At 72.7% G+C, this 14763-nt stretch carries 13 protein-coding genes; 10 read left to right on the top strand and 3 right to left on the bottom strand.

All coding sequences use genetic code 11. The annotated features are described in order from the left end of the window. The first annotated feature begins 261 nt into the window (after positions 1-261). The 4 genes from ACFRAV_RS23105 (at position 262) to ACFRAV_RS23090 (ending at position 3167) form a co-directional block, all read left to right on the top strand. Positions 262-1350 carry an S-(hydroxymethyl)mycothiol dehydrogenase gene (locus ACFRAV_RS23105; protein WP_382558163.1) on the top strand — a complete coding sequence of 363 codons (1089 nt, stop codon included), beginning with the start codon at positions 262-264 and terminating at the stop codon, positions 1348-1350. Beyond that, positions 1347-1976, top strand: coding sequence for an MBL fold metallo-hydrolase (locus ACFRAV_RS23100; RefSeq protein ID WP_382558162.1), 630 nt, complete (start codon positions 1347-1349; stop codon positions 1974-1976). The genes ACFRAV_RS23105 and ACFRAV_RS23100 overlap by 4 nt, the downstream gene beginning before the upstream one ends. 207 nt (positions 1977-2183) lie before the next feature. Beyond that, complete coding sequence (locus ACFRAV_RS23095) at positions 2184-2897, top strand: L,D-transpeptidase family protein (RefSeq protein WP_382558161.1); 714 nt, start codon at positions 2184-2186, stop codon at positions 2895-2897. A gap of 66 nt (positions 2898-2963) precedes the next feature. Next, positions 2964-3167 (top strand): hypothetical protein, encoded by a 204-nt coding sequence (locus ACFRAV_RS23090; RefSeq protein WP_108955618.1) that lies wholly within the window; start codon positions 2964-2966, stop codon positions 3165-3167. Positions 3168-3244: 77 nt separating this feature from the next. Here ACFRAV_RS23090 and ACFRAV_RS23085 read toward each other — a convergent pair whose 3' ends face one another. Next, complete coding sequence (locus ACFRAV_RS23085; RefSeq protein WP_351116900.1) at positions 3245-3667, bottom strand: OB-fold domain-containing protein; 423 nt, start codon at positions 3665-3667, stop codon at positions 3245-3247. 100 nt (positions 3668-3767) lie between these two features. Further along, positions 3768-4466, bottom strand: coding sequence for a TetR/AcrR family transcriptional regulator (locus tag ACFRAV_RS23080; protein ID WP_382558160.1), 699 nt, complete (start codon positions 4464-4466; stop codon positions 3768-3770). A 133-nt stretch (positions 4467-4599) separates the two neighbouring features. Between ACFRAV_RS23080 and ACFRAV_RS23075 the strand changes: the two genes are divergently transcribed. Both ACFRAV_RS23075 and ACFRAV_RS23070 read left to right on the top strand, forming a co-directional pair. Then, the gene (locus tag ACFRAV_RS23075) at positions 4600-5430 is read left to right on the top strand and encodes a hypothetical protein (RefSeq protein ID WP_382558159.1); all 831 of its coding nucleotides are present in this window, start codon (positions 4600-4602) and stop codon (positions 5428-5430) included. A gap of 86 nt (positions 5431-5516) precedes the next feature. Then, positions 5517-6002 carry a flavin reductase family protein gene (locus ACFRAV_RS23070; protein ID WP_382558158.1) on the top strand — a complete coding sequence of 162 codons (486 nt, stop codon included), beginning with the start codon at positions 5517-5519 and terminating at the stop codon, positions 6000-6002. Between the two features lie 111 nt (positions 6003-6113). Here ACFRAV_RS23070 and ACFRAV_RS23065 read toward each other — a convergent pair whose 3' ends face one another. Then, positions 6114-8618: a SpoIIE family protein phosphatase gene (locus tag ACFRAV_RS23065; protein WP_382558157.1), complete on the bottom strand. Its 2505-nt coding sequence runs from the start codon at positions 8616-8618 to the stop codon at positions 6114-6116. A gap of 227 nt (positions 8619-8845) precedes the next feature. On the opposite strand from ACFRAV_RS23065, the gene ACFRAV_RS23060 reads away from it, so the two are divergent. The 4 genes from ACFRAV_RS23060 to ctaD all read left to right on the top strand — a co-directional run bounded on the left by ACFRAV_RS23060 (position 8846) and on the right by ctaD (position 14751). Then, entirely contained in the window at positions 8846-9661 is an 816-nt protein-coding gene (locus tag ACFRAV_RS23060) for an HAD family hydrolase (RefSeq protein ID WP_382558156.1), read from the top strand. Next, positions 9658-12012: a glycoside hydrolase family 65 protein gene (locus tag ACFRAV_RS23055; protein WP_382558155.1), complete on the top strand. Its 2355-nt coding sequence runs from the start codon at positions 9658-9660 to the stop codon at positions 12010-12012. Before ACFRAV_RS23060 ends, ACFRAV_RS23055 begins: the two co-directional genes overlap by 4 nt. A 272-nt stretch (positions 12013-12284) precedes the next feature. Then, positions 12285-12995, top strand: a complete 711-nt coding sequence (locus ACFRAV_RS23050) for a phosphodiesterase (protein WP_382558154.1) — start codon at positions 12285-12287, stop codon at positions 12993-12995. Between the two features lie 109 nt (positions 12996-13104). Beyond that, positions 13105-14751 carry a cytochrome c oxidase subunit I gene (ctaD, locus tag ACFRAV_RS23045; RefSeq protein ID WP_382558201.1) on the top strand — a complete coding sequence of 549 codons (1647 nt, stop codon included), beginning with the start codon at positions 13105-13107 and terminating at the stop codon, positions 14749-14751. The last annotated feature ends 12 nt before the right edge of the window (positions 14752-14763 follow it).

Raw genomic sequence — 14763 nt, 5'->3', positions numbered from 1 at the left:
GTGTGCAGATTTCCCGCACGGACGTTTCGGCGCGGCGGTCGTTCACCGTACGTGCGCGCGCCGTCGCTCACCGGCGCCACCGGGATGCGGCCGGCGGCCGTCCCGCGAGGGGACCGGCCGCATCGGGCCGCAGCCCACCAGGGGCGGGCGCCCGGCCCGCTGACCTGCGCGACAGCTCCACCGGCTGCGCCCCGGACACGCCCTCGTGACGTACCGTTGGGTGGCCGGGCCCGGTTCACGTCACCGACGAAAGGTCACTCCATGGCGCAGGAAGTACGCGGCGTAGTCGCTCCAGGCAGGAACGAGCCGGTGCGGGTCGAGACGATCGTCGTTCCGGACCCCGGACCGGGCGAGGCCGTCGTCAAGGTGCAGGCCTGCGGGGTCTGCCACACCGACCTGCACTACAAGCAGGGCGGCATCGGCGACGACTACCCCTTCCTGCTCGGTCACGAGGCGGCCGGCGTCGTGGAGTCCGTCGGCGAGGGCGTGAGCGAGGTGGCCCCCGGCGACTTCGTCGTCCTCAACTGGCGCGCCGTGTGCGGCCACTGCCGTGCCTGTCTGCGCGGCCGTCCCTGGTACTGCTTCGACACCCACAACGCGAGGCAGCGGATGACCCTCGCCGACGGGCGGGAGCTCAGCCCGGCACTGGGCATCGGCGCCTTCGCCGAGAAGACCCTGGTGGCCGCCGGCCAGTGCACCAAGGTCGACCCCGCCGTCTCGCCCGCCGTCGCGGGCCTGCTCGGCTGCGGCGTGATGGCGGGCATCGGCGCGGCCGTCAACACCGGCAACGTCGGCCGCGGCGACAGCGTCGCGGTGATCGGCTGCGGCGGCGTCGGCGACGCGGCGATCGTCGGGGCGAACCTGGCGGGAGCGGCCCGGATCATCGCCGTGGACCTCGACGACCGGAAGCTGGAGACCGCCCGCACCATGGGCGCCACCCACACCGTCAACAGCAAGGAGACCGACCCCGTCGAGGCGATCCGCGAGCTCACCGGCGGCTTCGGCGCCGACGTGGTGATCGAGGCGGTCGGCCGGCCGGAGACCTACCGGCAGGCCTTCTACGCCCGCGACCTGGCCGGCACCGTGGTCCTGGTGGGCGTGCCCACCCCGGAGATGAAGCTGGAACTCCCGCTGCTCGACGTGTTCGGCCGCGGCGGCTCCCTCAAGTCCTCCTGGTACGGCGACTGCCTGCCCTCGCGCGACTTCCCGATGCTGATCGACCTGCATCTCCAGGGGCGCCTGCCGCTGGAGAAGTTCGTCACCGAGACGATCGAACTGACCGACGTGGAAGCCGCGTTCGAGCGCATGCACCACGGCGACGTCCTGCGCTCGGTGGTGGTCCTCCCGTGACCGCCAGGATCGAACGACTCGTCACCTCCGGGCAGTTCAGCCTGGACGGCGGCACCTGGGACGTGGACAACAACGTCTGGATCGTCGGCGACGACCACGAGGCCGTGGTGATCGACGCGGCGCACGACGCGGAGGCGATCCTGGAGGCCGTGGGCGACCGCCGGCTGACCGGCATCGTCTGCACCCACGCCCACAACGACCACATCGACGCCGCCCCCGAGCTCGCCGAACGCACCGGGGCCGTGATCTGGCTGCACCCCGACGACCTGCACCTGTGGAAGCAGACCCACCCCGAGCGGATGCCCGACGCCTGGCTGGAGGACGGCCTGCGGATCGAGGCGGCCGGGACCGACCTCGAGGTGATCCACACCCCCGGCCACGCTCCGGGCGCGGTCAGCCTGCGGTCGGTCGCCCTGGGCGTCGTCTTCACCGGCGACACCCTCTTCCAGGGCGGGCCGGGAGCGACCGGCAGGTCCTGGTCGAGCTTCCCGGACATCATCGAATCCATTCGCGAGAGGTTGCTCACGCTCCCGCCGGAGACCAAGGTCCTCACCGGCCACGGCGACAGCACGACCATCGGCGAAGAGGCTCCCCACCTGGAGGAATGGATCGCCCGAGGGCACTGAGACACACGGCGGCGAGCGGGCGCGCCGCTGGACCGGGCCGGTGAACCGGACCGCCCTCGCGGCGTGCCGGTGCCCCCCGGTTCACGGCGCGCCCGATTTGTGATGTCATCATTTCCTCGCCGGCCTGCCTGACCCGTGACCGCTCCCAGGGCGCGGACCGCTGTCGGCACGACCAGCACGACACGGACCAGAGGAAGGCCCTGGGTCATGGGGGACATCCGCAGGCGGGGCGCCGCCCTGCTCGCTGCGGTGCTCGCGGCGCCGCTCGCACTCGTCGTCGGCGCGGCACCGGCCGGCGCGGCGGACGGCGCGGCCGTCGCCGCCGCCTGCACCGCCGGTACGGGCCCCTACCAGAGGCAGGCCGAGGGCTTCCTCGGCAGGCCGGTGGACGGGAAGCAGTCGCGCGCCGACTGCGAGGCGATCCGCGCCTTCCAGAGGAAGCACCTGATCACGCCCAGCGCCGGCTACGCGGGTCCGCTCACCTGGCGGGTGATGGACCTCATGAACCGGCAGCGTGCGGCGGGCACGGACCCGAACAAGGACGGGCGCTGCCCCGTCGACAAGGGCCGCATCGCGTGCGTGGACCTCACCCGTCAGCTGAGCTGGATCCAGGACGGACGCAAGCTGGTGTACGGGCCTGTCCCGGTGCGCACCGGGCGCGACGGCTACGAGACCCGCACGGGCCTCAAGAAGGTCTACTGGCGCAACATCGACCACGTGTCGAGCATCTACAACGTGCCCATGCCCTACAGCCAGTTCTTCGACGGCGGCCAGGCGTTCCACTCGGTGGCGATGAGCGTCTGGGCCCCGCCGGGATCGCACGGATGCGTCAACATGACGCCCAAGGACGCCAAGAAGTACTGGGAGTTGCTCCGCAACGGCGACGAGGTGTCCGTGTGGGGGCGCAAGCCCGGCACGTGATCAGAGACACGTCCGTTACGCGCGTTTTCGCCGGATTGCTCACATCGTCCCCCGGCTTTCCGCCGTATGCTTCACAACATGTCCACCACTCCTGAAACCGTCCGTCTGCGTTCGGCGGCAGAGGTGAACGAGGAGATCCGGGACCTGTTGATGAAGTCCGGCGGGCGGCTCGACCACGAGCAGCGCCGCAGGTATCAGCGCCTGGTGGGGGAGTGGGCCGCTGCCACTCCGCGGCCCAAGTCCCGCCGCCGTCCGGCCCGGGCCTCCTGAGGACCTCCTCCGCATCCCGTGTCCCCGCCCGGCGGGGGCGCGGGTCCGACAGCGCCCGGGATCGAGCTCCGCGGTCGTCAGTGCCAGGAGCGGTGCGTGTCGTCCGTGAGCTGGAAGACCGGCTCGCCCCGCACCGGGTCCTTCGCCGTCACCAGCCGGACGCGGTCGCCCGTGTGGACTCCGGCCGGCGGACCTGTCACCCGGCCCCGCACCACGAAGCCCTCGGCCATCTCTATCAGCGAGACGTTGCGGGCCGACGGTGTGTTCCGGTGGACCACCGTCGAGCGCAGCACCGTCCCGGCGCCCGCGCTGCGCTCCGTCCGCAGCTCGCTTCCCGCGCAGACCGGGCACAGCAGCTTGTGGTACATCGCGGTGCCGCACCAGGTGCAGCTCTGGTAACTGAGGGCCTCGGTCTCCTGGGCGACGTGGTCGAGCACGCCCGTCGCGGAGAAGCCGGTGGCCGGGTGAGAGGCGAATCCTGACTGGAACACGACGGTCATCTCCCTGCGCTCGGACGGGGCGTCCCCGGCGCGCGGCGCCCCCGCGCGCGAAGCACAGCGTATGGCACCCAGTGCCACACGTAAAGGCACTGCGTACCGTCTATCGGTCCTCTGTGCCGGGGCCCAACGTCGACTCGATCTCGCGCACCACCTGCCACATCGGCGCCCGGCGGCGTGAGACCACCACGACCACGTCCTCGTCCTGGCGGTCCGGCCCCGCGCCGTCGCCGAACGCCTCACGCACGTAGTCCAGCGCCCGCTCCACCGCCGCCTGCGCGTCGCCCTCGCCCTCCGAACGCAGCCAGGACCGCAGAACGTTGTTGTGCGCCGCGACCACCGCCGCCGCTATCACGTCCGCCCGCAGCGCCCCGTCGGGCCGGTCCGCCAGCCGCTCCCGCAGGTGCCCCGCGAAGGTCCGCTCGTAGCGCCACACCACGGACAACTCGTAGGCGCGCAGGCCGGGAACGGTCTTGGTGAGCCGGTAACGCTGCACCGAGAAGGTCGGGTTGTCGGTGTAGAGGCGCAACACCAGCCGCACCGCCTCGCAGACCCGCGCCACCGGGTCCTCGTCGCGTCCGCTGCCGGAGAGGAACTCCGTCACCTCGGCCAGCCGGCGTTCGTGGTCGGGGAAGACCACCCCCTCCTTGGAGGGGAAGTACCGGAAGAACGAACGGCGGCCGACCCCGGCCAGCGTGACGATGTCCTCCACCGTCGTCTGCTCGTACCCCCGCTCCAGGAAGAGCCGGAAGGCGGCCTCGACCAGCGCGTCACGCATCGGCGGCTTCGACGGGAAACTCATGCCGCGAAACGTAGCACCGACCGGACGCGGCGGCACTCCGTCCCCTCCTAGGGGGAACGGAGTGCACCGGCTAGGTTGACCTGCGTCGACGCCCTCGAGCCGCCCTGCGTTCGACCCCTTCGAGGAGAAGCCCATGCCGCCCGCCCGTCCCCGCCTCCTGCACGTCACCGATCTCGCCTACCCGGCCGCCGGACGCCGGTACTGCGACGAGGACATCCACCTGTCCGCCCGCCTCGGTGAGGACTTCGACGTCGCCCTCTGCCACCCCCGGCAGGCGGCCGCGCTGATGGACTCCTTCGACGCCGTGCTCGTCCGCAACAGCGGACCCGTCCTGGGCCACCTCGACGCCCACCGCGACTTCCGCGACCGGGCGCTCGCCGCCGGGACGCGCGTCTACAACGAGCTCACCGGCAAGGGCGACATGGCCGGCAAGCAGTACCTGCTCGACCTCACCGCCGAGGGCCACCCGGTCATCCCCACCGTCGAGCGACCGGAGGACCTCGGCCGTCTGCCCGCGGCCGAGGCCTACGTCGTCAAACCGAAGCTCGGCGCCGACTCCGTGGGACTGCGCGTCCTGCCGGCCGAGGAACTGGCCCAGATCGCGTACGGGGACGTCCTGGTCCAGCCCCGGATCGACTTCGCCTACGAGGTCTCCTTCTACTTCGTCGACCACGACTTCCAGTACGCCCTGTACGCGCCGGATCCCGCCCGCCGCTGGGAACTCGACCCCTACGAGCCCACCGCCGAGGACCTGGAGTTCGCCCGCCGCTTCGTCGCGTGGAACACCCTCTCCCACGGCATCCAGCGCGTCGACGCCTGCCGGGCCCCGGACGGCGGGCTGCTGCTGGTCGAGCTCGAGGACCTCAACCCCTACCTGTCCCTCGACGTGCTCCCCGCCGAGCGCCGCGACGCCTTCGTCGACGCCCTCGGGCAGGCTCTGCACCGGCTGCTGGACCACGCCTGAGCGGTGTCCCGCCAGGTGGGGCGGGCGGGGCGGAGGAGCGGAGTGGCGCAGGAGTGCCCGCGCGCTTCCGGGGCAGCATGGCACGCATGCGATCCACCGACGCGTTCATGAAACGGCTCAACCCCGACATGTGCGTGGTCACCGCCGTCGCGGACGGGGAGCGGGCCGGGTGCCTCGTCGGGTTCTGGGCACAGTGCTCCATCGAGCCGCTCCGCCTCACCGTCTGGATCTCCAAGGCGAACCGCACCTGCCGGGTGGCCCGGCGCGCCGAACGGCTCGTCGTCCACCTGCTCACCCCCGAGCAGCACGGCCTGGCGGCCCTGTTCGGCGGAGAGACCGGCGACCGCACCGACAAGTTCGCCGGCGTCGACTGGCGCGAGGGACCGGGCGGCAGCGTCGTCCTCACCGGGGCCGCGGCCTGGACGGTCGGCCTCGTCGAGCAGCGCATCGACACCGGCGACCACGTGGCGCACGTCCTGGCGCCCGAGCGGAGCGGGGAGCGTCCCGGGGTAGGAGGGCGCCTGCTGAGGCTTGAGGACGCCCTGGACATCGAGCCCGGACACCCCGCCTGAACTACCCCCGGGCGCCTCGTCAGGGCGGACCCCGGACGCCTCGCCCGAACGACCCTCGGGAGCCCGGCCCGAGCGACCGCACGGTGCGCTCCCCGGTCCGCGCGGGCGAGGTCAGTGCTCCAGGTCCTTCTCGGGCATGACCCGGATGTCCAGCACGCAGACGTCGTCGCGGCGCTCGCCCTCGAGCATCTCGGCGAGCAGCGGACCCAGCGAGGCCGAACCCGGCTGCTCGTCGTGGCCGGTGGCCGCGGCGGCCAGCCGCTGCAGACCCGCGTCGATGCCCTCCGAGGGCCGCTCGATCAGGCCGTCCGTGTACAGCAGGATCCGGTCGCCCGGCTCCAGCACCGTCTCCGCCTCCTGGAACGGCGGGTTCTCCACCGCCCCCAGCAGCATGCCGACCGGACGCTTCAGGAAGCGGGCCTCGCCGTCGCGCAGCAGCAACGGCGGCGGATGGCCCGCCTGCGCCCACACCAGCTTGCGTTCGCTCGGGTTGTAGCGGGCCAGCACCATGGTGGCCGTCGCGCGCGGCTCGCCGGTGTGCAGCAGCAGGGCGTTCAGCCGGGCCAGCGCGCCGGTCAGCGAGGAGCCGGTGATCACCATGCCCTTGGCGGTGAACCGCAGCTGCGCCATGGTGGCGACCGCGTCGATGCCGTGGCCGGCCACGTCGCCCACCACGCACAGGGCGTCCCCGTCGGGCAGCTCGATCGCGCTGAACCAGTCACCGCCCACCTGTATGCCGGACTGCGCGGGCAGGTAGGCGACGTCCACCCGCAGCCCGCCGGGCCGCACCGGCTCGTGCGGCAGCGGCAGCAGCGCCTGCTGCAGCCGGCTGGCCAGACTGCGCTCGGCGCGCAGCATGCCGTGCTGGGTGAGCATCATCCGCTCGCTCTCCACCAGCGCCAGCTCGGCACTGCGCTGCGCGGTGAGGTCCTGGACGAACCCGTGGGCCTCCACCGGCGTTCCGTGGGTGTCCGTCACCGCCTCGGCCACCGCCCGCAGATGGCGCACGCCGTGCGCGGTGCGGATCCGGAAGGGCACGTCGAAGGCGCGGCCGTCGGAGGCGAGGGAACGCACCGCGCGGGTGAGGGCGGGCCGGTCCTCGGCCATCACCTGGTCGGGCAGGTCGTGGTACGGGACGGGGCCCTCCGCGGGCGGACGGTCGAAGATGCGGAAGACCTGCGGGGACCAGTTGACCTCCTCGGTCAGCAGGTTCCAGTTGGTCCAGCCGAGATTGCCCAGGCGCTGCACGTCGGAGAGGCGCTGCTCCTGGCGCTCGGCGATCTCGTAGCGGGACCAGGTGAGCATCAGGCCGTCGCCCAGCCGCCGGGCCCGCACCGAGAAGGTGGGGAGCTCCCCGGCGTCGCTGTTCCCCGAGGGGTAGGCCATCGGCTCGCCCTCGTAGGGCTCGTCGGTGGCCAGGGTGTGCAGCAGGCCCTGCCAGATGTGCTCGTCGGCCAGGGCGGGGAACGACTCGAGCAGCCGCACCCCCACCAGGTCCTGGCCGGTGCGGCCGGTCAGGCCCACCACGGCGGGGCTGGCCGCCTCGATGCGGTAGTCCTCGACCTGCCCGGAGCCCGACCGCAGCGGGACCAGGGCGAGCGCCGCCTCGGGAAGGGCGGCGAGCACGGCGTGCACCGTCGGAAGCGAGACGCCCTCGAAGGGCTGGGGCCGGGCGTCGAAGGACCCGAGCGTGCCCGAGCAGAGCCGGGCGACGGACCGCAGCAACTCGCGCGTCCGCGCGGGCAGCGGTTCGCCGCCGTGCCGCAGCACACCGAGGACGGCGGCCGGTCGGGTGCCCGTCCCGACCGGAAGCCAGGCGCCCGAGCCCCACGGCCCGACGGGATCGGCAGAGCCCTGGGGCCGCGCGGAGGACCGGGCGGACCTCGACGCCTTGGGCGCCCCGGCCGCCTTGGAGGACGCCGACCTGGACGTCTTGGACGACCTGGACGCCTTGGTCGACCCGGACGCCCTGGACGATCCGGACGCCGTCGACGGTCCCGCGTCGTCGCTTTCCAGCCAATACGGGGCACGGCTTTCGAACACCTCGGCCACGGGAGACCCCGGGGCCGGCGGAGAGCCGCGCCAGAGCGCCGCGAGGTCCCCCTCGAGGCCCGCGTGGCCGGTGAGTTCCAGGCCGCCGTCGGGCAGGGCGGAGAAGACGACCACGGCGTCCGGGCCCACGCTGTCGGCCAGGTGTTCGCGCAGGCATGCGGCCAACTCGGCGGGTCCGTCGACGTCCACCAAGGCCCGGCCCACCCGGCGCAGCACGGCGGCGTTGACGTCCTCGGCAGGCGCGGGCGCGGAGCCCCAGGCGGCCGGGGAGGAACCGCGGTCCGCGGGGGAGGCGGGCGCGGGCACGGCGGCGGTCCGGCGCGTGGCCGGGTCGCCCCCGAGCGGCGGGCGTCCCGTCGAGGCTCCGCTCAAGGTGATCCAGCATTCGTCCAGCAGCGTGCGTCCGGCGCCACGGGCCCGGCGGAGGAGTTCCGCGTGGGCCGCGTCGGCCGTGCTGCCGGTCAGCGCCATGATCACGCCCTTGGCCCGCTCCAGCACAGCCTCGGGCGCCACCACGTCGGGGATGGCACCGGTCTCGGCGGAGGGGGCGGGGTCGGTCGTCACCCAATGAGCATGGCACATCCGGCGGGTCGGGATCACGCGGATGCCCACGTCAGCGCATCCGCAAGGGACCTTCGGCCCTGTTGTCCCGGGTCACGCCCGGGCAGGGTGGAATCGCCGCGTCCGCCTTCTCTGCGCGGCTCTGGCCGAAAAGACGCCACAGGTCCCCTTTCACCCGGCCCGGGGAAACCGACAGGCACGTATTCGCGCCTGGTGGGAAGGTGGTCGGCATGAGCGACCTCGGCCTTCCCTCGCAGATCCGGGCCTGCCTGTTCGACCTCGACGGTGTCGTCACCCGGACCGCCGTGGTGCACGCGGCGGCCTGGAAGGAGACGTTCGACACCTTCCTGAGGGAACGGGACGGAGCCGGATACCGGCCCTTCGACGCGGCGCACGACTACGACGAGTACGTGGACGGGCTTCCTCGCGCCGACGGCGTGCGCTCCTTCCTCGCCTCGCGCGGCATCACGCTCCCCGAGGGCTCCCCGGACGACCCGCCGGAGGCGTCGACCGTGCAGGGTCTCGGCAACCGGAAGAACGACCTGGTGCTCCGCAAGATCCACGAGGGCGGCGTCGAGGCGTACGAGACCACCCTCGACTACATCAGGAGGGCCCGGGCCCAGGGACTCTCCACGGCCATCGTCTCCTCCAGCAAGAACTGCCTGGACGTGCTCCGCGCCGTGGACGCGGTCAACCTGTTCGACGTACGGATCGACGGCGTGGTCGCCACCGAGCGCGGACTGCCGGGCAAGCCGAAGCCGGACACCTTCCTCGCCGCCGCCCGCGACCTGGGCGTGGAGCCCTCCGAGGCCGCCGTCTTCGAGGACGCGCTGGCCGGCATGGACGCGGGCCGCGCCGGCCGCTTCGGGCACGTGGTCGGCGTGGACCGGGTCGGCCAGGCCGACGCGCTGCGCGCCCACGGCGCGGACGTCGTCGTGCCGGACCTCGGTGAACTCGGCGTGCTCGGCGGCCCGGACGCTTCCGCGGCCCCCGACGGCTTTGCGGCCCCCGGTGGGGCCGCCGGGGCCGCCGGAGGTGGCCGGTGATCAGCCAGCGGTCGTACGCCGTCGAGCCCTGGACGGTGCGGGAGACCGAGCTCAGCCTGGACGTGCTGGCGCAGAGCGAGTCGGTCTTCGCGCTCTCCAACGGCCACGTCGGCTGGCGCGGCAACTTCGACGAGGGTGAGCCGCACGGCCTGCCCGGCAGCTACCTCAACGGCGTCTTCGAACTCCACCCGCTGCCCTACGCGGAGGCCGGGTACGGCTATCCCGAGTCCGGCCAGACGGTGATCAACATCACCAACGGCAAGGTGCTGCGGCTGCTCGTCGACGACGAGCCGTTCGACCTGCGCCACGGCCGGCTGGTGGCGCACGAGCGCACCCTGGACATGCGACGCGGAGTCCTGGAACGGACCGTCGACTGGGTCTCCCCGGCCGGCTCCCGGGTCCGCGTCCGCTCCACCCGGCTGGTCTCCCTCACCCAGCGGGCCATCGCCGCCGTCTCCTACGAGGTCGAGCCGGTGGACGCCCGGGTCCGCGTGGTCCTGCAGTCCGAACTGGTCGCCAACGAACAGCTCCCCGACGGCAAGGGCAGCGACCCCCGGGCCGCCAAGGCCCTGCAGTCGCCGCTGCAGCCCGAGCACGACTTCGCCTCCGGCAACAGGCTCCGCCTGGTGCACCGCACCTGGCACAGCGGCATCCGGGTGGCCGTCGCCGCCGACCACGTCATCAGCGGTCACCAGCCGATCGTCACCGACAGCGAGAGCGAGGCCGACCTCGCCCGGCTCACCGTCACCTCGGTGCTGGAGCCCGGCCAGCGGCTGGCGGTGCACAAGATGGTCGCCCACGGGTGGTCGCGCACCCGCTCCCTGCCCGCGATGAGCGACCAGGTCGACGCCGCCCTGGCCGCCGCCCGGCACAGCGGCTGGGACGGCCTGCTCAAGGAGCAGGAGGAGTTCCTCGCCGACTTCTGGGGGCGCGCCGACGTCGAGGTCGACGGCGACGAGGAGATCCAGCAGGCCGTCCGTTTCGCCCTCTTCCACGTCCTGCAGGCCGGCGTCCGCGCGGAGGAGCGCGCCATCCCCGCCAAGGGCCTCACCGGCTCCGGCTACGACGGGCACGCCTTCTGGGACACCGAGACCTTCGTGCTCACCCCCCTCACCTACACCTCGCCCAAGGCGGTGGCAGAGGCGCTGCGCTGGCGGCACAACACCCTGGAGGTCGCCAAGGAGCGCGCCGCCACCCTGGGGCTGCGCGGAGCCGCGTTCCCCTGGCGGACCATCGACGGCTCCGAATGCTCCGGCTACTGGCCCGCCGGCACCGCCGCCTTCCACGTGAACGCCGACATCGCCTCCGCCGTGGTCCGCTACGTCGCCGCCACCGGCGACACCCGCTTCGAGCGCGAGGTCGGCCTGGAACTGCTGGTGGAGACGGCCCGGCTGTGGCGCTCTCTCGGCCACCACGACCACCACGGCAACTTCCACATCGACGGCGTCACCGGCCCCGACGAGTACAGCGCCGTCGTCGACGACAACGCCTTCACCAACCTCATGGCCCGGGCCAACCTGCTCGCCGCGGCCGACGCGGTGGAACGCCACGCCGACCAGGCCGCCCAGCTCGGGGTCGACGACGAGGAGAGCGCCGGCTGGCGCGACGCCGCGGCCTCGATGCACATCCCCTACAACGACGAACTGCGCGTCCACGAGCAGTCGGCCGGCTTCACCGGCCACCAGCGGTGGAACTTCGACAAGACCGGCCCCGACCAGTACCCGCTGCTGCTCCACTTCCCCTACTTCGACCTGTACCGCAAGCAGGTCATCAAGCAGGCCGACCTGGTCCTGGCGATGTACACCTGCGACGACATGTTCGACGAGGAGCAGATCGCCCGGAACTTCGCCTACTACGAGCCGCTGACCGTCCGCGACTCCTCCCTGTCCGCCTGCTGCCAGGCCGTCATCGCCGCCCGAGCGGGCCACCTGCGGCTCGCCTACGACTACACGGCCGAGGCGGCCCTGATGGACCTCGACGACCTGGAGCACAACGCCCGCGACGGCCTGCACATCGCCTCCCTGGCCGGGGCCTGGCTGGCCCTGGTCGCGGGGTTCGGCGGACTGCGGCAGCGCGGCGACCGGCTGGAGTTCTCGCCCAGACTGCCGGAGAAGTTCAGCCGCCTCGCCTTCACCCTTCAGGTCCTCGGCCGCTGCCTGCGGGTCGAGATCACCCAGGACACGGCGGCCTACAAACTGGTCAGCGGCAAGCCGCTGACCATCAGCCACCACGGCCAGCCGGTGCGGGTCACCGCCAACGGCGGCGGCCCCGTCGTCCGCCCCGTCCCCAACCCCGTCCACCGGCCCACGCCCGAGCAGCCCCCGCACCGCCCCCCGAACGGCGGACGATGACCCCGAGGAGGGCGCGGCCGTCCGGACGCCACCCGCCTGCCCCGAACGGATGAACGCGCGATGCTCCCTGGCGTGGACCCACCCCGCGCTGGGACCCGCCACGGAGCATGACGGACGACTCGCCGCGACGGCCGAGGCGGCGCAAGGCACCGGGCGGCGGCCGAACCGTCCACGCGGCGGCGGGGGTGCCGGACCCGCCGCCGCGCGGCGTCTCCGGGAGGGGCCCGGGGGTACGGAGTCCGGCCGCCGGGCGGCCGGGAGAGGGGTGCGAGATGACAGGCCCGTTCGACAGGACGCTGTACGCCGTCGCCCGGCAGGTGGCGCGGGTGCGGGCCGCGCCCGCGCTGCACCCGGCCGGTGTGACGACCACCGGGACGCTCGAGATCCCCGGCGACCCGTCGGGCGGCTGGGGAGTGGACTGGCTGGACCGGCCCGCCGTCCACCCCGTCACCGCACGGTGGTCACGGGCGGCCGGCCTTCCCGGCGGCCTGCCCGACGGCATCGGTCTCGCCCTGCGGGTGGACGACGCCGACGGCGCGGGCGCCACGCTCGACCTGCTGTTCACCTCCTGCGGCCCCGGCCGGCTCGGCCGCCGCCTGCCGCTCCCGCGCAGGGACGCGCTGAGCGGCCCGTACTCCACCCTCACCGCCTACCAGGTGGGCGGCCGGCACCGCCTGCTCACCGCGCACCCCGTGACGCCCGCCGCCGGACGGGTCCGGGCCCCCGTCACCCTGGCCGGGCTGCGGAAGGCGCTCGGCCGGAACGCCGTCGGGTTCCGGCTCTGCGCCGAGACCGCCGGCGAGCCACGGCGGATGTTCGCCTCCCTCACCCTCGGACCGGCCGGCCCCGAACCGGCCGAGCACACCCTCTCCTTCGAGCCGTACGCCCACTGCCTGCCCGGGCTGCGCCCCACCCGCACGCTGCGCGCGGCACGGGTCGCCGCGTACGCCGGTTCCCGCGACGGGCGGCGCGGCCGTGACTGAGGCCGAGGAGCGCAGGCCGCCGACGACGGAGACAGGGACGAGGACGGAGCGGGAGACGGAGCCGGTCGCCCCCGCGTCCAGGAGGAAACGCCGCAGGGGCGCCGCGGTCATCGCCTGGGCCTCGACCACGGACCACAAGACGATCGGGCACCTCTACCTGGCCACGTCGTTCGGCTTCTTCCTGCTGGCCGGCGTGCTGGCCATGGTCATGCGCGCCGAGCTCGCCCGCCCCGGCATCCAGTTCGTCTCCCACGAGCAGTACAACCAGGCGTTCACCATGCACGGGGCGGTGATGCTGCTGCTCTTCGCGACGCCCACCTTCGCGGGGTTCGCCAACGCGATCATGCCGCTGCAGATCGGTTCGCCCGACGTGGCCTTCCCGCGGCTGAACATGTTCTCCTACTGGCTGTTCCTGTTCGGCGGGCTGATCGCGATCAGCGGCTTCCTCACCCCCGAGGGCGCGCCCGACTTCGGATGGACCGCCTACACGCCGCTCAGTTCGGCCGGGCGCAGCCCCTCACTCGGGGCCGACCTGTGGATCATGGGGCTGGCGCTCTCCGGGTTCGGCACCATCCTCGGCGCGGTCAACTTCATCACCACGATCATCTGCATGCGCGCCCCCGGCATGACCATGTTCCGGATGCCACTGTTCACCTGGAACGTCCTGCTCACCTCGGTGCTGGTCCTGCTCGCCTTCCCGGTGCTCGCGGCGGCGCTCTTCGTCCTGGAGGCCGACCGGCAGTTCGGCGCCCGGGTGTTCGCCCCGGAGAACGGCGGGGCGGTACTGTGGCAGCACCTGTTCTGGTTCTTCGGCCACCCCGAGGTCTACATCCTCGCGCTGCCGTTCTTCGGCGTGGTGACCGAGATCATCCCGGTCTTCAGCCGCAAGCCGATCTTCGGCTACATGGGACTGGTCGGCGCCACCATCACCATCACGGCCCTCTCCGCGACGGTGTGGGCCCACCACATGTTCGCCACCGGCGCCGTGCTGCTGCCGTTCTTCTCCTTCATGACCTTCCTGATCGCCGTGCCCACCGGAGTGAAGTTCTTCAACTGGATCGGGACCATGTGGAAGGGCTCGCTGTCCTTCGAGACGCCGATGCTGTGGGCGGTCGGCTTCCTGGTCACCTTCCTCTTCGGAGGCCTCACCGGCGTGGTGCTCGGCTCCCCGGTCCTGGACTGGCACGTGACGGACAGCTACTTCGTGGTGGCCCACTTCCACTACGTGCTCTTCGGCACCATCGTCTTCGCCATGTTCGGCGGCTTCCACTTCTGGTGGCCGAAGATGACCGGCAGGATGCTCGACGAGCGACTGGGCAAGATCCACTTCTGGACGCTCTTCGTCGGCTTCCACACCACCTTCCTGGTGCAGCACTGGCTGGGCGCCGAAGGCATGCCCCGCCGCTACGCCGACTACCTCGCGGCCGACGGGTTCACCGCGCTGAACACCGTCTCCAGCGTGGGCTCGTTCCTGCTGGGCGCGTCGACCCTGGTGTTCCTGTACAACGTCTGGAGGACGCGGAAGTACGCCCCGAAGATCGAGGTCGACGACCCCTGGGGCTACGGCCGGTCGCTGGAGTGGGCCACCTCCTGCCCGCCGCCACGCCACAACTTCTCCGCGCTGCCCCGGGTCCGGTCCGACTCGCCGGCCTTCGACATCCACCATCCGGAGCACGCCGCCGTCGCGGACCGGGAGAACGAGGGCAGGCGGGACGTCGTGGACTACAGCGGCGACGACCGCGAAGGAGTCCGATGACTCCTTCGCGGT

Origin of the sequence: Streptomyces sp. NPDC056600 (assembly GCF_042792855.1) — a bacterium.
In the GTDB taxonomy this organism is placed as follows: Bacteria; Actinomycetota; Actinomycetes; order Streptomycetales; family Streptomycetaceae; genus Streptomyces.
The sequence above is the reverse complement of the archived record's forward strand: the minus strand, read 5'-3'. Positions and strand labels throughout refer to the sequence as shown.

Bases quoted from the DNA above. Each gene is read 5' to 3' on its own strand.
- ACFRAV_RS23105 (WP_382558163.1), top strand. From the start codon at position 262: ATGGCGCAGGAAGTACGCGGCGTAGTCGCTCCAGGCAGGAACGAGCCG.
- ACFRAV_RS23095 (WP_382558161.1), top strand. From the start codon at position 2,184: ATGGGGGACATCCGCAGGCGGGGCGCCGCCCTGCTCGCTGCGGTGCTC.
- ACFRAV_RS23090 (WP_108955618.1), top strand. From the start codon at position 2,964: ATGCTTCACAACATGTCCACCACTCCTGAAACCGTCCGTCTGCGTTCG.
- ACFRAV_RS23085 (WP_351116900.1), bottom strand. From the start codon at position 3,667: ATGACCGTCGTGTTCCAGTCAGGATTCGCCTCTCACCCGGCCACCGGC.
- ACFRAV_RS23080 (WP_382558160.1), bottom strand. From the start codon at position 4,466: ATGAGTTTCCCGTCGAAGCCGCCGATGCGTGACGCGCTGGTCGAGGCC.
- ACFRAV_RS23075 (WP_382558159.1), top strand. From the start codon at position 4,600: ATGCCGCCCGCCCGTCCCCGCCTCCTGCACGTCACCGATCTCGCCTAC.
- ACFRAV_RS23070 (WP_382558158.1), top strand. From the start codon at position 5,517: ATGCGATCCACCGACGCGTTCATGAAACGGCTCAACCCCGACATGTGC.
- ACFRAV_RS23060 (WP_382558156.1), top strand. From the start codon at position 8,846: ATGAGCGACCTCGGCCTTCCCTCGCAGATCCGGGCCTGCCTGTTCGAC.
- ACFRAV_RS23050 (WP_382558154.1), top strand. From the start codon at position 12,285: ATGACAGGCCCGTTCGACAGGACGCTGTACGCCGTCGCCCGGCAGGTG.